The organism is Curtobacterium sp. Csp1, assembly GCF_013347185.1.
This window is the reverse complement of sequence record NZ_CP054594.1, coordinates 4,130,093-4,146,287: the sequence shown is the minus strand read 5'-3', so window position 1 is coordinate 4,146,287 and position 16,195 is coordinate 4,130,093. Positions and strand designations below refer to the sequence as shown.

Genomic DNA, 16,195 nt, shown 5'->3' with positions numbered 1-16,195 from the left:
TGATCGGTCCTGTCGGTCGGTGGAGCGAGCGCGGTCGGGTCGCGGTGCGGGTCAGCGCGCGGTGTACGTGGTCGTGTCGGATCCGTTGACCTTCTCCGGCGCTGAGCCGCGGAACTCGACGGTGTTGCCGCTGTTGGTGGCGAGGCTCTTGCCGACGGTCTTCGCCCGGATGGTGTTGTCAGCGCCCTCGATGATCAGCATGTCGACGTCGAAGTCGATCGTGACCTGAGCGCCGTTGGTCAGCAGGGCGACGGTGTCGCACGGATCGTCGAGTGTCAGGGCGTTGTCCGTGAGGTCCTCGGCGATCACGGTCAGCTGCCCGTTGTCGCAGACGCCGGTCTTCGGGGGAGCCGATCCCTCGGAGAGCGCCGCGGGCGCTTCGGACTTCGTGGGCGTCGGGCTGGAGCCGTCGGTGTGATCGGCGCCGGAACACCCGGTGAGGGTACCGAGCAGGGCGATTGCAGCGATGGTGGTGATGATGGAACGAGTACGGATCATGGTTTCCTCCTATACACAGGATATCAGTATTTCATCGCAGTTGCGAGTCGAAATGCCGGAGGGCCCTCGCTGGGAGCGAGGGCCCTCCGGGTGGGGTGGGACGAGCGTCAGGCGGGGTCGGTCGTGAAGTTGTAGTCGGTGACCTCTTCCTTGGTGGGGGTCGTCTGGTAGATCTTGGTCATGTAGGCGTTGCCGGGCGCAAGGTAGGTACCGTCGATCGCGACCTTGCCGAGGTCGTCAGCGGTGCCGGAGCCGATCTTGCGAGCCCAGGTGGCGGTCTTCGGGCCGGTCCAGATCTCGACGGTCGCGCCGGGGGTCGCACGGAGGGTCCAGTCCGTGACGGAGCCGTTCTGGTCGCGTTCGATCTGGTCGACGGCGTGGAAGCTCTCGGTCTGCAGGTCGCCGAGTTCGGTGACGGTGGTCTTGCCGTTCAGGGCGATCTGTTCGGCCTTGAGCTTGTAGGTCGTGTCGGCGGCGAGGGAGCCGGGCTTGGTCTTCCAGTTGCCGAAGCCGTCGGCCTTGGCCGTGGCGACCAGGCGACCTCGGGGGTTGATCCAGGTCCAGATCTCGACGGTCGCGCCGGGGGTGGCGGTCCCGGCGAAGACCACGCCGGGGTCCGTGCCGCCGAGGATCACGTCCTGGGCGGTGGGGCTGGTGATGACGGTGTCCTGGAACGCGACGGTCGAGAAGGCGAACATGCGGATGTCGTCGACGTAGCCGCCGATCGCGGTCTCCTTGCCGGCGAGTTCGTAGTAGCTCGAGGCGAGCTCGCCGGTGGCGGACCAGTTGCCGTTCTCGTCAGCGTAGGTGGTGAACAGGATGCGGCCGATCTCGGGCCAGGTGCGCAGCTGGACGGTGGAGAACGGCGTCGCGGTGCCGGTGAAGGTGACCTTTCCTGCGGTGATCCGGTCGGCCTTCGCGTCGTCCTGGGTGGGGCTGGTGATCACGAGGGGCCGGTTGCTGACATTGATGTCGAGCTCAGCTGCGACGGTGGTCTCCAGGGCACCCTTCGACTGCGCGGTGACCGTGACCCGGTTGGTGTCGGGGCGGAAGTTGCCCTGGATGCTCCAGTTGCCGTCTGCATCGGTGGTGGTCGTGTGGGTCGTGCCGGTGTCGTCCCGCAGGGTGATCGTCGCGCCGGGCTCGCCGCGGCCGGTGACCGTCGCGAGGGTGGAGTCGACGGTGGCGGTGGGGGCGTTGGCGGTGACGGCGGCACCGAAGTCGGCCGTCGCGCTCGTGGTCTGGGTGCCCTCGATGCCGGTCTGCTCGATCGTCAGCTCGTGGGAGCCAGGTCCGATCGGGTCGATCTGGGTGGACCAGGTGCCGTCATCGCCGACCGTCGCGCTGGCGATGGGGTCGGTGCCGTTCTTGATCGTGATCACGGCACCCTTCGCCCCGGTGCCCGAGACGGTGGCCTTCTTCGTCACGTCCTGGTCGAACGTCACGGTCGCCGTCGGAGTCGTGACGGCCGGCGCCTCGATCGTGGTCGCGGTGAACGAGTTCAGCGACACCGGCCCGAGGCTCGTGGAGCCGTTGATGGAGTAGTTCATGGAGCCGTTGCCTGCAGCCGCATCGCTGTCAGCGATCACCTTCGCGATCCAGCGGAGACCCATGCCGGCGTTCTGACCGAACCCGCTGGAGTTCGCGCTGTCGAAGGTTCCCGTCAGGCTCTTCCCATCCGATGACACGCTGACATCGGTCAGGTTCAGGCTCGACGCGCCCTGCCAGTCCTCATCGACGTAGTGGAACTGGCCGGCAACCGTCTGGTCCGCCGCGAAGGTGCTGTGGCTGGGAGCCGCCAGGGTCACCTCGAACTTGGCTGCGCTGTACTGGTTGGTGGACTTCACTGCGAACGGGACGTCGGTCGCAGTGCCTCGCTCGAGTCGGACGCCGCTGGACACATCGCTCACGACGCCGCCACCGGCGAGACCGGGAACGGTCGTCGGGCTCGTGCTGTCGACCGACACGGTGCCAGCAGCGGTGCTGCCGGTGATCTTGTACCCCATCGAGCCTTCGCCGGCGAGGGTGTCGTTCGATGCGATCACCTTCGGCAGCCATCGCATCCCGTAGCCGTCGAACTGCGCGAAGTCGGGCACGTTCTTGAACGTGCCCGTCAACGTCTTGCCATCGGTCGACACGGTCACGTCGGACAACGTCAAGCCGACTGAGTCCAGCCACGTGGTGCTGCCGCTGCGATGGTACTGACCGGGAACCGTCTGATTCGCGTCGAACCTCGCCCCTGCCGGGGCGGTCAGTCGGATGTTGAGGTTGGCTGTGTTGTACCAGGCAACGGACCGGACCGCGAACGGCACCGGTGTCGGCTGGTTGCGCACGAGCGACGTCGTGGGGGAGGAATCGGCTTGGATGCCGCCGTTCGCCGCAGGGGGAACCGGCGACGCCGGATCGATCGGCATGGTGTCGAAGCGGTAGGCGCTCGTGTCCCGGAGCCAGAACTGCGTGCGATGGCCCTGGTCCTCGCGGTCCCAGGACATGTACTTGTTGAACTTCGGGCTGTAGAAGTTGTTGTCCTTGAAGGTCCAGGCGAAGACGCCTGACGGGGAATCGAGGCAGCTGTCACCCTGGCTGCTGTAGAGCGACGGGGTCGGGGCGAGGTTGTTGGCCAGCAGGCAGGTGTTCCCGGCACCGCGAATGGCGAACGTCCCGCTGGCGTACTTGTACGCCGTCCACGTCCCTGCGCCGGACTTGGCGGCCGCTTCGGACGAGAACGACCCGTACTGCCCGTTCTGCTTGACGGCCACCCACTGGCTCGCGCTCATCTTGTGGATGAGCTGGAACGTGGCTCCCGTCTGGGGGGCCGTGGTGGCCGAAGCGGAAGCGGCCCCGAACGAGAGTCCGGAGGCGAGCGTCGCGATGGCGAGCGCCGAGGCGCTGACCGCCCGCCCGACCCGTGACTTCTTGCTGGTCATGCGTCATGCCCTTTCGGTAGTGGTCCCGTGCATGGCACCAGCACGGGACGGAGAGATATAAACATATCAAATGTACAGTGATGGTGGCGAAGTCGGCGGCGCTCGCGTGCCCCGTCGCCCTCGTCGAGCGTCCGGGGTTGCCCTGCTCGCGGTCCCGTCGCGGCCTTCGTGATGTGCGTCCCCGGTGCTCCCTCCTGCTCGGGACATCGCCATGACTGCGAGGGGGACGGGCTCGACGGAAGTGTCGCTGCTCGGCCTTGCGTCCACAGGACTCAGGTGTAGAGTTGAGTCCATCGGACGCAAGTCCGCAGACTTCCGCAACCACGCACCCGACAGAAGGAGCACCACACCATGGGACGTGCAGTAGGCATCGACCTCGGAACCACCAACTCGGTCGTCAGCGTGCTCGAGGGCGGTGAGCCCACGGTCATCGCGAACGCCGAGGGGCTCCGCACCACGCCGTCGATCGTCGCCTTCACCAAGGACGGCGAGGTGCTGGTCGGCGAGACCGCCAAGCGTCAGGCCGTCACGAACGTCGACCGCACCATCGCGAGCGTCAAGCGCCACATCGGTACCGACTGGAAGGTCGACATCGACGGCAAGAGCTACACGCCGCAGGAGATCTCGGCCCGCACGCTCGGCAAGCTTAAGCGCGACGCCGAGCAGTACCTCGGTGAAGACGTCACGGACGCGGTGATCACCGTCCCGGCGTACTTCAACGACGCCGAGCGTCAGGCCACGAAGGACGCCGGTGAGATCGCCGGGCTCAACGTCCTGCGCATCATCAACGAGCCGACCGCGGCCGCGCTGGCCTACGGCCTCGACAAGGGCAAGGAAGACGAGCTCATCCTGGTCTTCGACCTCGGTGGCGGCACGTTCGACGTCTCCCTGCTCGAGGTGGGCAAGGACGACGACTTCTCCACGATCCAGGTCCGCGCGACCTCGGGCGACAACCGCCTGGGCGGTGACGACTGGGACCAGCGCATCGTCGACCACCTGGTCAAGAAGTTCAAGGACGAGCACGGCGTCGACCTGTCCACGGACAAGATCGCCAAGCAGCGTCTGAAGGAAGCCGCCGAGCAGGCGAAGAAGGAACTGTCGTCGCAGATGTCGGCGAACATCCAGCTCCCGTACCTGACGCTGACGGCCGACGGCCCGCTCAACCTCGACGAGACCATCTCGCGCGCCCAGTTCGAGCAGATGACCTCCGACCTGCTCGACCGCACGAAGAAGCCCTTCAACGACGTCATCAAGGAAGCGGGCGTGTCGGTCAACGACATCGCGCACGTGGTGCTGGTCGGCGGCTCGACCCGCATGCCCGCCGTGGCCGAGGTCGTCAAGTCGCTGACCGGTGGCAAGCAGCCGAACCAGGGCGTCAACCCGGACGAGGTGGTCGCCGTCGGCGCCGCACTGCAGGCCGGTGTGCTGAAGGGTGAGCGCAAGGACGTCCTGCTCATCGACGTCACGCCGCTGTCGCTCGGCATCGAGACCAAGGGCGGCCTGATGACGAAGCTCATCGACCGCAACACCGCGATCCCGACCAAGCGCAGCGAGACCTTCACGACCGCTGACGACAACCAGCCCTCCGTCGCGATCCAGGTCTTCCAGGGCGAGCGCGAGTTCACCCGGGACAACAAGCCGCTCGGCACGTTCGAACTGACCGGCATCGCGCCGGCTCCCCGTGGCGTCCCGCAGGTCGAGGTCACGTTCGACATCGACGCCAACGGCATCGTGCACGTGTCCGCGAAGGACAAGGGCACCGGCAAGGAGCAGTCGATGGTCATCTCCGGCGGCTCGTCGCTGCCGAAGGAGGACATCGAGCGCATGGTCCGCGAGGCCGAGGAGCACGCGGCCGAGGACAAGGCCCGCCGTGAGGCCAACGAGCGTCGCAACCAGGCGGAGCAGCTCGTCTACTCGATCGAGAAGCTCATCAAGGAGAACGACGAGAAGCTCCCCGCGGACGTCAAGTCCGAGGTGCAGGCCGACGTCGACGCGCTGAAGTCCGCCCTCGCGGGTGAGGACGACGACGCGGTCAAGACCGCCTACGACAAGCTCAACGAGTCGCAGGGCAAGCTCGGCCAGGCCATCTACAGCCAGCAGGACGCGGGTGCCGCGGCCGGTGGCGAGCAGCCGACCGCCGACGGCCAGGCGCAGCAGGACGACGAGGACATCGTCGACGCCGAGGTCGTGGACGACGAGGACGACAAGGACAAGAAGTAACGATGACGGATCCCAAGGACAACGTGCCCGAGGACGCCGAGCCCCAGGTCGAGGGCGACGCCACCAACGCGCAGGAGCCCGAGGACCTCATCGAGGCGGAGGGGCCGGACGTGGAAGTGCCCACCGACGGCCCCGCCGCTGGCGGCCCCCAGTCGGACCTCTCCCCGGAGGACCAGGCGCTCCTGGACGACGCCGCGCGCGGCATCGAAGAGGACAAGCTCTCCCAGGCGGACCGCGACCTCGTCGCCGACATGCGTGCCGACATGCTCCGCGCACAGGCCGAGCTGGTGAACTTCCGGAAGCGCGTCGAGCGCGACCGCGAGGCGAACCGCGACGCCGTCATCGCCGAGGTCGTCCGCGCCCTGCTCCCGGCCCTGGACGACCTGACCCGTGCCGAGGCGCACGGGGACCTCGCGGACGGTCCGATGCAGGTCATCGGGCAGAAGATCCGCGGCGGTTTCGACAAGTTCGGGCTCGTGCAGATCGGCGAGAAGGGCGAGACCTTCGACCCGAAGGTGCACGAGGCGATCGTGCAGCTGCCCACGCCGGGTGCGACCGACCAGACCGTCGCGGACGTCGTGGAGCCGGGCTACAAGCTCGGCGACCGCGTCCTGCGTGCGGCCAAGGTCGCCGTCGCGGTCCCGGCCTGAGCAGGCTCGTCACGACCAGGAACGGAAGGTAGGGCTCGATGGCCAGTCAGGACTGGTTCGACAAGGACTTCTACAAGGTCCTCGGCGTCGACAAGACGGCGAGCGACGCTGAGCTGAAGAAGACCTACCGCAAGCTCGCCCGGCAGTACCACCCGGACTCCAACCCGGGGGACGCCGCGGCCGAGTCCCGCTTCAAGGAGATCAGCGAGGCGTACTCGGTGCTCTCCGACAAGGAACAGCGCGCCGAGTACGACCAGGTCCGCGCCATGGGCTCGGGCGCCCGCTTCACGGCGGGTGGCCCGGGCGCCCAGGGCGGGTTCGAGGACGTCTTCGGCGGCATGTTCGGCCAACAGGGCGGGCAGCGCGTGCGCTTCGGTCAGGGCGGAGGTCGCGGTGGTGCCGGTGGCTTCGAGGACATCCTCGGTGGGATGTTCGGCGGCGGCGGCGGCGGGGGCTTCGGGCAGTCGTCCGGCGGCTTCCGCGGCTTCGGCGGTCCGACCAAGGGCCGGGACGTCACCGCGTCGACGACGCTCGACTTCACCACTGCGATCGCCGGTGACACCGTCAAGCTCTCGCAGGGCAACGGCAAGCCGGTGAACGTCCGGATCCCCGCCGGCGTCGCCGACGGACAGAAGATCCGCCTGCGCGGCCGCGGCGAGCCGAGTCCGGACGGGGGTGACGACGGCGACCTGGTCGTCAGCGTCTCCGTCCGGAAGCACCCGGTCTTCGAGCGCGACGGGCTCAACCTGCGGGTCGACGTGCCGGTGACGTTCGCCGAGGCGGCGCTCGGCGCGACGATCCAGGTCCCGACGCTCGGCGGCGAGCCCGTCAAGCTCCGCGTCGCGCCCGGCACGCCCTCTGGTCGTGTCCTGCGCGTCAAGGGACGCGGGGTCGCGACGAAGAGCGGGACCGGTGACCTGCTCGCGACCGTGCAGGTCGCGGTGCCGTCGCACCTGTCGGACAAGCAGCGCGAGGCCGTCGAGGCCCTCCGCGCGGCACTACCCGACGAGGACCCTCGCGAGGACCTCCTCGCCAAGGCGCGCAGCTGACGCTGCGCGACCACAGCAACGAACCGGCCGGGGCCCACGCTGCCGGTGCCGGCCCGTCGCGAAGCGGCGGGTCGGCCGTGCCGGTGGGGAGAGGCCCGGTGCGGCTCCGTCAGGAAGCCGCACCGGGCCTCCAGGCTGGTCCTGCACCACGCGGACGACGGAGAGGAAGAGGCCGTGACCGACATGGACGAGAACTCGCCCGTCTTCGCGATCGCGACGGCGGCGGAACTCGCCGAGATGCACCCGCAGACGCTGCGGCAGTACGACCGGCTCGGCCTGGTCGTGCCCGGCCGGACCCGCGGCGGATCGCGCCGCTACTCGATGCGGGACGTCGTGCAGCTGCGGGAGATCGCACGCCTGGGGTCCGAGGGCGTCTCGCTCGAGGGCATCCGCCGCGTGCTCGAGTTGGAGAACGAGAACAAGGCGCTGCGGGAGCGCGTCCGTGAGCTCGAGACGGCCCTCGCGGATCAGCTCATCAACCGCCCGGGCGCGCGCGTGTTCGCCGCGACGACCACGGGGGCCGCGGTGTCACTCCGCGCCGGGGCGCGACCGCAGCGGAACACGCAGATCGTGCTCTGGCGCCCGATGTCGTGATCTTCCGTACGGAGAGTATCAGTGTGAGCGATCTGTTCACGCTGATCGGAACGGAGGCCATCCGCTTGCGCGGACGTGGTTCGGTGGTTCGGGAAGGGATCGCGCTCGTCGCGGCATCGATGGTCGTCCTCGGAGTGGGCGGCTGCGCGGCGTCGACTGCTCGGACCGGACCGGTCCTCACGGCACTGGTCGGGACGTGGTCCTGCGACGTGAGTGGGACGGGTGGGAAGCGCGTCGCTCGGTCGACGACGGCGTGGACCCCGCACTGTCCTACTACGGCGGTGACCGGTACCGCATCGAGATCGAACGCGGCGCCTGGAGGCTGAGCGGTGAGCGTCAGGGGACGGCTGTGTCGGCATCCGGACGATGGGGGAAGGAGCCGCTCCTGTGGGCTCCAGCCGGGCAGTCGATCGAGTACCAGTTCACTGCGGACGGCGGCCCGGCGGTGTCCTTCTCGCCCGGCACGCGCCTGGCGCAGCGACCCGAGCGCATCGAGGCGGATGCCTACGGGGACGAGCCGGAGTTCCACGCGGACTTCCCGACGCACACGGTCACCAGCACGCGATGACCCTGGTGTCCAAGTCGGTGCAGGCGCCGAGTGCGTGGACATGGCGGTGACGTCCGGCGCGAGTGCGTCCTCACCCAGGCGCGTGGTCGGGATCGGGGCGCAGGGGCATCGATCGGAGGGCTCGCTCCGCAAGCCGACCGTCGCCGCCCTCGACCGCGAGCTGCAGTGCGACGATCCGTTCCCACGGCAGTGCGATCGGCAAGTCCTCGTGGCGGAGTCGGAAGGTCAGGGCGTCGACGGACCCTCGGAGCCGTGAGCAGAGCACGGGGTTCGTGCACGACGCGATGGAACTGCGGTGGACCGGGGCAGCCGCATCGGTCACGGCATCCCACTCGCCGAGCCGGACGGTGTCGAGCAGTGCTCCGACGCGACTCCCGAGCGCGGACCGCACGGTGCCGTCGAGCGGGGTGCAGGGCGCGATCGCGCGGGCGGGGGGCGAGGGCCAGCCGTGGACATCTCAGGTACGAAAGCGTCGGCGTGCCGGTCGCAGGCGTCGCTCAGTACGCTGACCGGATGCGCGTGTCTGACTTCGCCGACCAGTTCCGGCGAGACCCCGGCGACGGGGGACCGGACCTGGTGACCATCGACGGCACCGACCGGTTCCTGCTCGACGAGGCGCCGCACGTGCACGGCGACGCGGTCCGGCAGCCCGGCGAGGTCGCCGTCGTGGACGACCGGGCCGGGGTGCTCACCCTCGGGCTGATCACACTGCACGGTGCCTCGGACGTCCGGGTCGTGCAGGACTCCCTCGCCGGGGTCCGGGCGCTCCAGGCCGCCGCCGGCACGTTCGGGCTGCGCGGCTTCCGGCACGCCGAGACCGCCGAGCAGGCCTTCCGTGACGTCCGGCTCGTGCTGCTCCGGCTCTCGAAGTCGAACGACCGACTGGACGAGCTCGCCCGTGCCGTCGCACGCTGGGCCGCCCCGGACGTGGTGCTGCTGTGCGGCGGGGTCACGAAGCACATGACGCTGTCCCAGAACGACGTCCTCCGCCGGTACTTCGGCGAGGTCACCCCGTCACGTGGGCGGGGGAAGTCCCGGCTCCTCGTCGCACAGGATCCCCTGCGCGCCGCCGCCGTGCGGGCGGACACGACGAACCCGTGGCCGCGCGCGGTGCACGTGGACGAGCTCGGCATGACGCTCGTCGCACACGGCGGGGTCTTCGCGGGCACGTCGCTCGACCAGGGCACCCGGGTGCTGCTCGACGTCGCCGACCAGGCGGTCCCGACGGCGCGGACGGTGGTCGACCTGGGCTGCGGCAACGGCGTCATCGCGACCGCGATCGCGCGGCGCCGGCCGCGGGTCCGCGTGGTCGCGACGGACGTCTCGTCGATCGCGGTCGCGTCGACGCGGGCGACGGCGGCGGCGAACGGCGTGGCCGACCGGGTCGCGGTCGTGCGGTCGGATGCGGGCGACGAGCTCGACGAGGGCGCGGCGCAGCTCGTGCTCTGCAACCCGCCCTTCCACGAGGGCACGACGGTGAGCACCGACGCGGCCGAGGCGATGTTCCGGAACGCGGCCACGATCCTCCAGTCCGGCGGTGAACTGTGGTGCGTCTGGAACTCGCACCTGCGGTACCGGCCGCTCCTGGAGCGGTCGGTCGGGCCGACGCGGCAGGTCGTGCGGACCGCCAAGTTCACGGTCACCGCCTCACGGCGGTCCTGACGCGCGACGGGAGGCCGGTGGCTGCGTGCGCCACGGGCCTCCCGTCGTCGTGTGGGTCGCCCTGGGCGACCGGCGGCCGTCAGGCCGGGACGTAGTCGAACGTGTCCGGGTCCGGCCCGGTGCGGTGTCCCTTGTCGAGCGAGGTGATCGCCGTCATGTCGTCGTCGGAGAGCTCGAAGTCGAAGATCGCGAAGTTCTCCTCGACGCGCGAGCGGGTGACCGACTTCGGGAAGACGATGTCACCGCGCTGGATGTGCCAGCGGAGGACGACCTGCGCCGGGGTCTTGCCGGTGTTGCCGGCGATCCGGGTGATGGTCTCGTCGTCGAGCACGAGGCCCTGGGCGATCGGGGACCAGGCCTCGGTCGCGATGCCGTGCTCGCGGCCGTACGCGCGGAGCTCGTCCTGGACGAGGTACGGGTGCACCTCGATCTGGTTCACGGCCGGGGTGATCGTGGTCTCGGAGGCGAGACGGTTGAGGTGGTGGGTCTGGAAGTTCGAGACACCGATCGAGCGGGCGGTGCCGCCGCGGTAGAGCTCCTCCATCGCCTGCCAGGTCGGCACGAAGTCCGACACCGTGGGCAGCGGCCAGTGGATGAGGAACAGGTCGGTGTAGCCGCCGAGCAGGTCGGCCGACTTCTTGCCGTTCTCGAGCGCCGCATCCGGGTCGTGGAACCCGTTGTTGAGCTTCGAGGTGACGAAGATCTCCGAGCGGTCGATACCGGACTCGGCGATGGCCTCGCCGACCTCCTTCTCGTTGCCGTACATCTCGGCGGTGTCGATGTGGCGGTAGCCGACCTCGAGGGCGGTGAGGGTGGCTTCCTTGGTGTTCTCCGGCTCGATCTGGAACACCCCGAAGCCGAGCTGGGGGATGGTCTTTCCGTCGTTGAGCGTGATGTTCGGAACGGTCATGACGACATGCAACCAAACGGCCCCCAGCGCGCTTCCCGGGAACGTCCAGACGGGCGCGTCCCCCGACCGGGGGCGCCCCGCCAGCGAGGCCGCGACGGGGCGACCCGGCTAGGCGAGCGACGCGGTGATGTAGGCGAGCAGCGCCTCCGCGTAGGCCCGTGCCGCGTCCGGAGCGGGGAACTCCCGGTCGGCGCCGTCGATCGTCGCCGTCACCGCGAAGCCCGCGCTGAGCGAGACGAAGGCCGGGCCGAGGAGCTCGCGGAGCTGGTCCTCGCGCGGCAGCCAGAGCGACTCGGACGCCTCGACCGAGTCGAGCGCCCACTCGGTCGTGCCGTTGAAGCCGAGCACGGTGCCGCTCGGGTAGTCGTGCCGCTCGACGGTCATCTCGGACACCGTGTAGACGTCGTCGTCGACGCCCGGCTTGTCGATGACGAAGCGGTCTCCGGTGGTCGGGTGCCAGCGGAGTCCGGCGTCGCGGAGGGACCGGGCGAGCTCGACGGTGATCACCGGTCCACCCTGCCACGGAGCCGGTGTCACGCGCCCGGCGACGCGGAATCCGTCCCCACCCCTGGGGCGCACCGAGTCGGGCGTACTAGCATCGCGGAGCACCCCTGCGCACGCGGTCGTCACGACGCCCGCGTGCGCAGATGCGACGACGCCTGGGCGACCGGTGTCGTGCCTCCCGTCCGGTCCCACCGGCCACGGGCACGACCGCCGGCCGGTGTCAGGACCACCGTGGCGGCACGAGCCGCGCCCGGTCCCGTCAGCCCCGACCCAGTCCGCCCAGAGAAGGACCCGCATGACCCTCGAGCGCGAGGAACTCCGTGACGACTGGACCGTGGCGATCGCGGGGGACCAGGTGCCGAGCGGGGCACCCGCCGACCTCGTCGGTCGCGCGCTCCCGGCGACTGTCCCCGGGCAGGTGCACACCGACCTCGAGCGCGAGGGCGTGATCGCCGACCCGACGTTCGACCGCAACGAGGACGCCTCCGCCTGGGTCGGCCGCGCCGACTGGGCCTACCGGCGGCACGTCGACGTCGACCCGCGTGGGTTCGAGCGCGTCGACCTGGTGTGCGACGGCCTGGACACCGTCGCCGAGCTGAGCCTGGACGGTGTCGTCCTCGGCACCACGCGGAACATGCACCGGCGCTACCGCTTCGACCTCAACGACGTCCCCGGTCCGACGGGGCGGCGCGAGCTCGAGCTGCTGTTCGAGTCGGCCTACCGCGAGGCCGGCCGCGTCGCCGCGCGCGCCGGTGCGATGCCCGGCCCGTACGACGAGCCGTTCCCGTACGTCCGCAAGCAGGCGTCGAACTTCGGCTGGGACTGGGGGCTCACCGCCGTCACGAGCGGGCCGTGGCGCCCGGTCGCGATCGAGCGGTGGTCGACGGCCCGACTGGCCGAGGTCCAGCCCCTCGTCGACGTCGAGGCGGGGGAGGGGGTCCTCGACGCGCACGTCCGGGTCGAGCGCTCGGGGATGAACGACCTCGACCAGGACGGCGAGGACGACGACCTGGTGCTCGTGGTCACGGTCGCCGGCCCCACGGTCGACGGCGGGACGACCCGACAGCGGTCCCGGGCGCAGCTGACCCCGAAGGACGACGAGACCGTGGTGACCGTGCGGGTGCCGGACGCGCTCCGCTGGTGGCCGAGGGGGTACGGCGCGCAACCGCGGTACGACGTCACCGTCGAGCTGCAGACGGTCGACGGCGAGGTCCTGGACCGGCACACGGCGAAGACCGGCTTCCGTTCGGCGCGCATCGACACCACCGACGACGCCGTGGGCAAGCCGTTCGACGTGGTCGTGAACGGCGCCGTGGTCGACGTCGGTAGACCGTGTCCGGGTGTCCGAGCGGCTGCGCGTCGCGGCGGACCTCGGCGTGAACCTCGTCCGCGTCTGGGGCGGCGGGGTCTACGAGTCCGACGAGTTCTACGACGTGTGCGACGAACTCGGGCTGCTCGTGTGGCAGGACTTCGCGTTCGCCTGCGCGGCGTACCCGGAGATCGAGCCGATCCGCAGCGAGGTCGTCGCCGAGGCACGGGACAACGTCGCGCGGCTCTCCGGTCACCCGTCGCTCGTGCTCTGGAACGGCAACAACGAGAACATCTGGCTGCACGACGTCGACGGCTGGGCCGACGTACTCGGCGACCGCGGCTGGGGGCTCGACTACTACCTCGACCTGCTGCCGACGATCGTCGACGCGGTCGACCCGTCGCGCTTCTACACGGTCGCGTCGCCGTGGTCCGGGTCCGAGAGCCTGTTCGCGAACGACGTCGACCACGCTACCGCGACTCGGTGCCGCGCTTCGTGTCGGAGTTCGGCTGGCAGGCGCCGCCCGCGTGGCGCACCCTGCGGGACGCCGTCACCGACGAGCCGCTCCGCGTCGACGCGCCGGGCGTCGTGCACCACCAGAAGGCCGACGACGGGATGGCGAAGCTCGCCCGCGGGATCGCGCCGCGGTTCGGCTCCGTGGACCCGTCGGAGTTCGACCGCTGGCACTACCTGACGCAGCTGCAACAGGCGCGGGCGGTCGCGACGGGCGTCGAGCACTGGCGCACGCACTGGCCGCGCAACACAGGTGTCGTGCTGTGGCAGCTCAACGACCTGTGGCCGGTGTCGTCGTGGTCGGCGGTCGACTCGGCGGGGCGGCTGAAGCCGCTCGCGCACGAGCTGCGTCGCCTGTACGACGACGTCCTGCTGACGATCCGGCCGGTGACCCGCGGGTCCGTGGCGGCTGGTGCCGCTGCGCCCGGCGACGTCGGGGTCGTCGGCGGGCCCGATCAGGCCGACGGGTCTGATCAAGCCGACGCGTCGGGTCCGACCGACGGGTCACGTCCGGCTCCTGACGACCAGCCTGGAGGCGCGGAACACGACGTCCCGTCGGCTGCCGCCGGTGGGACGGCCGAGTTGGTCACCCTGTCCGACACGCTGTCCCTCGGGGTGTCACCAGGCGCCTTCGGGCAGTCGCCCGTCGAGGTCGCCGTGCGGTCGGCACGCGCCGGCCGGGACAGCGTCGTGCGCGTCCGCCGGGTGACGGTCGCGGGCACGATCCTCGCCGAGGTGACGCTCCCCGTCCGCCTGTCCGAGGCCGGGGTCGCGGTCGTCGCCCTGCCCGAGTCGGTCGGTGTCCTCGACGACCCGACGCGCGAGCTCGTCGTGGCGGACATGGACTGGCGGCGCGCGGTGTGGACGGCCACCCCGGACAAGGACGTGCGCTGGGAGCCGGCGCGGTACCGGACCACGGTGACGCCGGCGGCGGACGGGGACGGCCACGACCTGGTCGTCGAGGCGGACTCCCTCGTGCGGGACCTGCTCGTCCAGCCCGACCGGCTCGCCCCGACCGGCACCGTCGACCGCGGGTTCATGACGCTGCTGCCGGGGGAGCGGGTCGACTTCCGGCTCCGCGGGCTGACCGACGCCGACGTCCGGCGGCTCGGCGAGCCCTTCGTGCTGAGCTCACTCGACGAACACCTCTGAAATACTGCACACTGCTCTGATATACTGATCCCGCGTTCCGTCGGCCGACGGGCGCGGGATCGGCTCCCGACCGGTCCCTCCCCGGAACCGGAAGGCCGTCGATGTCGCTCGCAGTGCGCCAGATCCACTCGACGGAGGCCGCGTCTCCCGCGCCTCGACGCCCTGCGGCCGGCCTCTCGGTCGTGCTCGCGACACTCGACCTCGTCCTGCTCACCGTCGCCTTCACGACGGCGCACCTGCTCCGCTTCCCCTGGGAGGTGCCACCGGTGCACACCGCGCCGGGGTGGACCGAGTTCCTCGTCGCGCCCTGCATCGTCGTGCTCTGGATGACGATGCTGTCGGTCTTCCGCACGCGGCACCCGCGGATCGTCGGGGTCGGCGGTGACGAGTACCGCCGGCTCCTCACGGCGAGCCTGCTCACCGGCGCCGCGGTCGCGATCGTCGCGTACGCCGTCCGACTCGACCTCGCCCGCGGCTACGTCGCGATCGCGTTCCCCGTCGGTCTCGTGCTGCTCGCACTCGGACGGAAGGCCGTCCGCACCGTGCTCGCGGGGCAGCGTGCCCGGGGTCGGCGGCTGCAGGACGTCCTGCTCGTCGGCGACCTGGACGACGTCCGCTACGTCGGGCGACGGATCGTCGTGACGCCGGCAGCCGGGTACCGCGTCGGTGGGGTCGTCACGGACTGCCCGGCCCCGGACGGCCTCGTCGACCTCGACGGGGTCCGGCTGCCCGTGCTCGGCGGGCTCGACCGGGTGCTCGACCTCGCGGCGTCGACCGGCGTCGCGGCCGTGGTCGTCGCGGGTGCCGTGCGGGGTGGTCACGAGCGGCTCCGGCGGCTCGGGTGGGAGCTCGAGGAGCGCGGGGTCGAGCTCGTGGTGTCGTCGCCGCTCGCGGACATCGCCGCCGGCCGGGTGCACGAGCGCCCCGTGGACGGTCTGCCGCTCATGCACGTCGAACTCCCGGACTACCGGCGCCGCGCGGGCAAGCGGGTCCTCGACGTCGTCGCGGCGACGCTCGGACTCGTGCTCCTCGCGCCGGTGTTCGCCGTCGTCGCGGCGGCGATCCGGCTCGACGACGGCGGGCCGGTGCTGTTCCGGCAGGCGCGCGTGGGCCGCGGCGGGCAGGAGTTCCCGATCCTGAAGTTCCGGACGATGTGCGTCGACGCCGAATCGCGCGTCGCCGACCTCGCGCAGTACAACCAGGGCGCAGGTCCCCTGTTCAAGATGCAGGCCGACCCGCGGGTGACCCGCGTCGGCGCGTTCCTCCGCCGGACGTCGCTCGACGAGCTCCCGCAGCTCTGGAACGTCCTGACCGGCACGATGAGCCTGGTGGGGCCACGTCCGGCGCTCCCGCGCGAGGTCGCCGTCTACCGGGACTTCGCGGATCGCCGCCTGCTCGTGACCCCGGGCATCACCGGGCTCTGGCAGGTCAGCGGTCGCTCCGACCTGGACTGGGCCGAGGGCGTCCGGCTCGACCTGCACTACGTCGAGAACTGGTCGTTCCTGCACGACGTCGTCATCCTCGCGCGGACGATCCCGTCCGTGCTGCGTTCCCGCGGCGCCTACTAGCCGCCCACCGACCCCGGCCGTGCCTTGACCCGCGACCGGAACGGCGCACCCCCGGAGAGCAACGGCCTCCG

The 16,195-nt window shown here is 70.6% G+C and carries 12 protein-coding genes; 8 read left to right on the top strand and 4 right to left on the bottom strand.

What is annotated here, in order from left to right; genetic code table 11:
- Nucleotides 1-51 precede the first annotated feature (51 nt).
- Nucleotides 52-498: a hypothetical protein gene (locus HUN58_RS19975; protein ID WP_114850305.1), complete on the bottom strand. Its 447-nt coding sequence runs from the start codon at nucleotides 496-498 to the stop codon at nucleotides 52-54.
- A gap of 107 nt (nucleotides 499-605) precedes the next feature.
- Complete coding sequence (locus HUN58_RS19970) at nucleotides 606-3,425, bottom strand: hypothetical protein (protein WP_180225735.1); 2,820 nt, start codon at nucleotides 3,423-3,425, stop codon at nucleotides 606-608.
- A 351-nt stretch (nucleotides 3,426-3,776) separates the two neighbouring features.
- On the opposite strand from HUN58_RS19970, the gene dnaK reads away from it, so the two are divergent.
- From dnaK to HUN58_RS19940, 6 genes are all read left to right on the top strand, one after another.
- Nucleotides 3,777-5,645, top strand: coding sequence for a molecular chaperone DnaK (gene dnaK / locus HUN58_RS19965; RefSeq protein WP_114850303.1), 1,869 nt, complete (start codon nucleotides 3,777-3,779; stop codon nucleotides 5,643-5,645).
- A gap of 2 nt (nucleotides 5,646-5,647) precedes the next feature.
- Nucleotides 5,648-6,295, top strand: coding sequence for a nucleotide exchange factor GrpE (locus HUN58_RS19960; RefSeq protein WP_114850302.1), 648 nt, complete (start codon nucleotides 5,648-5,650; stop codon nucleotides 6,293-6,295).
- Between the two features lie 38 nt (nucleotides 6,296-6,333).
- A complete protein-coding gene (locus HUN58_RS19955; RefSeq protein WP_114850301.1) occupies nucleotides 6,334-7,344 on the top strand; it encodes a DnaJ C-terminal domain-containing protein in 1,011 nt (336 codons plus the stop codon).
- Nucleotides 7,345-7,527: 183 nt separating this feature from the next.
- Nucleotides 7,528-7,938: a MerR family transcriptional regulator gene (locus HUN58_RS19950; protein WP_114850433.1), complete on the top strand. Its 411-nt coding sequence runs from the start codon at nucleotides 7,528-7,530 to the stop codon at nucleotides 7,936-7,938.
- Between the two features lie 196 nt (nucleotides 7,939-8,134).
- Nucleotides 8,135-8,506 (top strand): hypothetical protein, encoded by a 372-nt coding sequence (locus HUN58_RS19945; protein ID WP_208745703.1) that lies wholly within the window; start codon nucleotides 8,135-8,137, stop codon nucleotides 8,504-8,506.
- Nucleotides 8,507-9,019: 513 nt separating this feature from the next.
- Entirely contained in the window at nucleotides 9,020-10,168 is a 1,149-nt protein-coding gene (locus tag HUN58_RS19940; RefSeq protein ID WP_180225733.1) for a class I SAM-dependent methyltransferase, read from the top strand.
- Between the two features lie 79 nt (nucleotides 10,169-10,247).
- On the opposite strand, the gene HUN58_RS19935 is transcribed toward HUN58_RS19940, so the two are convergent.
- Together HUN58_RS19935 and HUN58_RS19930 are read right to left on the bottom strand one after the other, a co-directional pair.
- Nucleotides 10,248-11,078 carry an aldo/keto reductase gene (locus HUN58_RS19935; RefSeq protein ID WP_114850297.1) on the bottom strand — a complete coding sequence of 277 codons (831 nt, stop codon included), beginning with the start codon at nucleotides 11,076-11,078 and terminating at the stop codon, nucleotides 10,248-10,250.
- A 108-nt stretch (nucleotides 11,079-11,186) separates the two neighbouring features.
- On the bottom strand, nucleotides 11,187-11,585 hold the full coding sequence (locus HUN58_RS19930; protein ID WP_114850296.1) for a pilus assembly protein CpaE: 399 nt from the start codon (nucleotides 11,583-11,585) through the stop codon (nucleotides 11,187-11,189).
- A gap of 292 nt (nucleotides 11,586-11,877) precedes the next feature.
- On the opposite strand from HUN58_RS19930, the gene HUN58_RS19925 reads away from it, so the two are divergent.
- Nucleotides 11,878-14,556: a hypothetical protein gene (locus tag HUN58_RS19925; RefSeq protein ID WP_208745702.1), complete on the top strand. Its 2,679-nt coding sequence runs from the start codon at nucleotides 11,878-11,880 to the stop codon at nucleotides 14,554-14,556.
- A gap of 101 nt (nucleotides 14,557-14,657) precedes the next feature.
- Entirely contained in the window at nucleotides 14,658-16,124 is a 1,467-nt protein-coding gene (locus HUN58_RS19920; protein ID WP_217488565.1) for a sugar transferase, read from the top strand.
- Nucleotides 16,125-16,195 lie beyond the last annotated feature (71 nt).

What these genes read in the sequence shown, in the direction of transcription:
- HUN58_RS19960 (WP_114850302.1), top strand. Translation starts at nt 5,648, where the DNA reads ATGACGGATCCCAAGGACAACGTGCCCGAGGACGCCGAGCCCCAGGTC.
- HUN58_RS19935 (WP_114850297.1), bottom strand. Translation starts at nt 11,078, where the DNA reads ATGACCGTTCCGAACATCACGCTCAACGACGGAAAGACCATCCCCCAG.
- HUN58_RS19925 (WP_208745702.1), top strand. Translation starts at nt 11,878, where the DNA reads ATGACCCTCGAGCGCGAGGAACTCCGTGACGACTGGACCGTGGCGATC.
- HUN58_RS19975 (WP_114850305.1), bottom strand. Translation starts at nt 498, where the DNA reads ATGATCCGTACTCGTTCCATCATCACCACCATCGCTGCAATCGCCCTG.
- dnaK (WP_114850303.1), top strand. Translation starts at nt 3,777, where the DNA reads ATGGGACGTGCAGTAGGCATCGACCTCGGAACCACCAACTCGGTCGTC.
- HUN58_RS19955 (WP_114850301.1), top strand. Translation starts at nt 6,334, where the DNA reads ATGGCCAGTCAGGACTGGTTCGACAAGGACTTCTACAAGGTCCTCGGC.
- HUN58_RS19970 (WP_180225735.1), bottom strand. Translation starts at nt 3,425, where the DNA reads ATGACCAGCAAGAAGTCACGGGTCGGGCGGGCGGTCAGCGCCTCGGCG.
- HUN58_RS19950 (WP_114850433.1), top strand. Translation starts at nt 7,528, where the DNA reads ATGGACGAGAACTCGCCCGTCTTCGCGATCGCGACGGCGGCGGAACTC.
- HUN58_RS19920 (WP_217488565.1), top strand. Translation starts at nt 14,658, where the DNA reads ATGTCGCTCGCAGTGCGCCAGATCCACTCGACGGAGGCCGCGTCTCCC.
- HUN58_RS19940 (WP_180225733.1), top strand. Translation starts at nt 9,020, where the DNA reads ATGCGCGTGTCTGACTTCGCCGACCAGTTCCGGCGAGACCCCGGCGAC.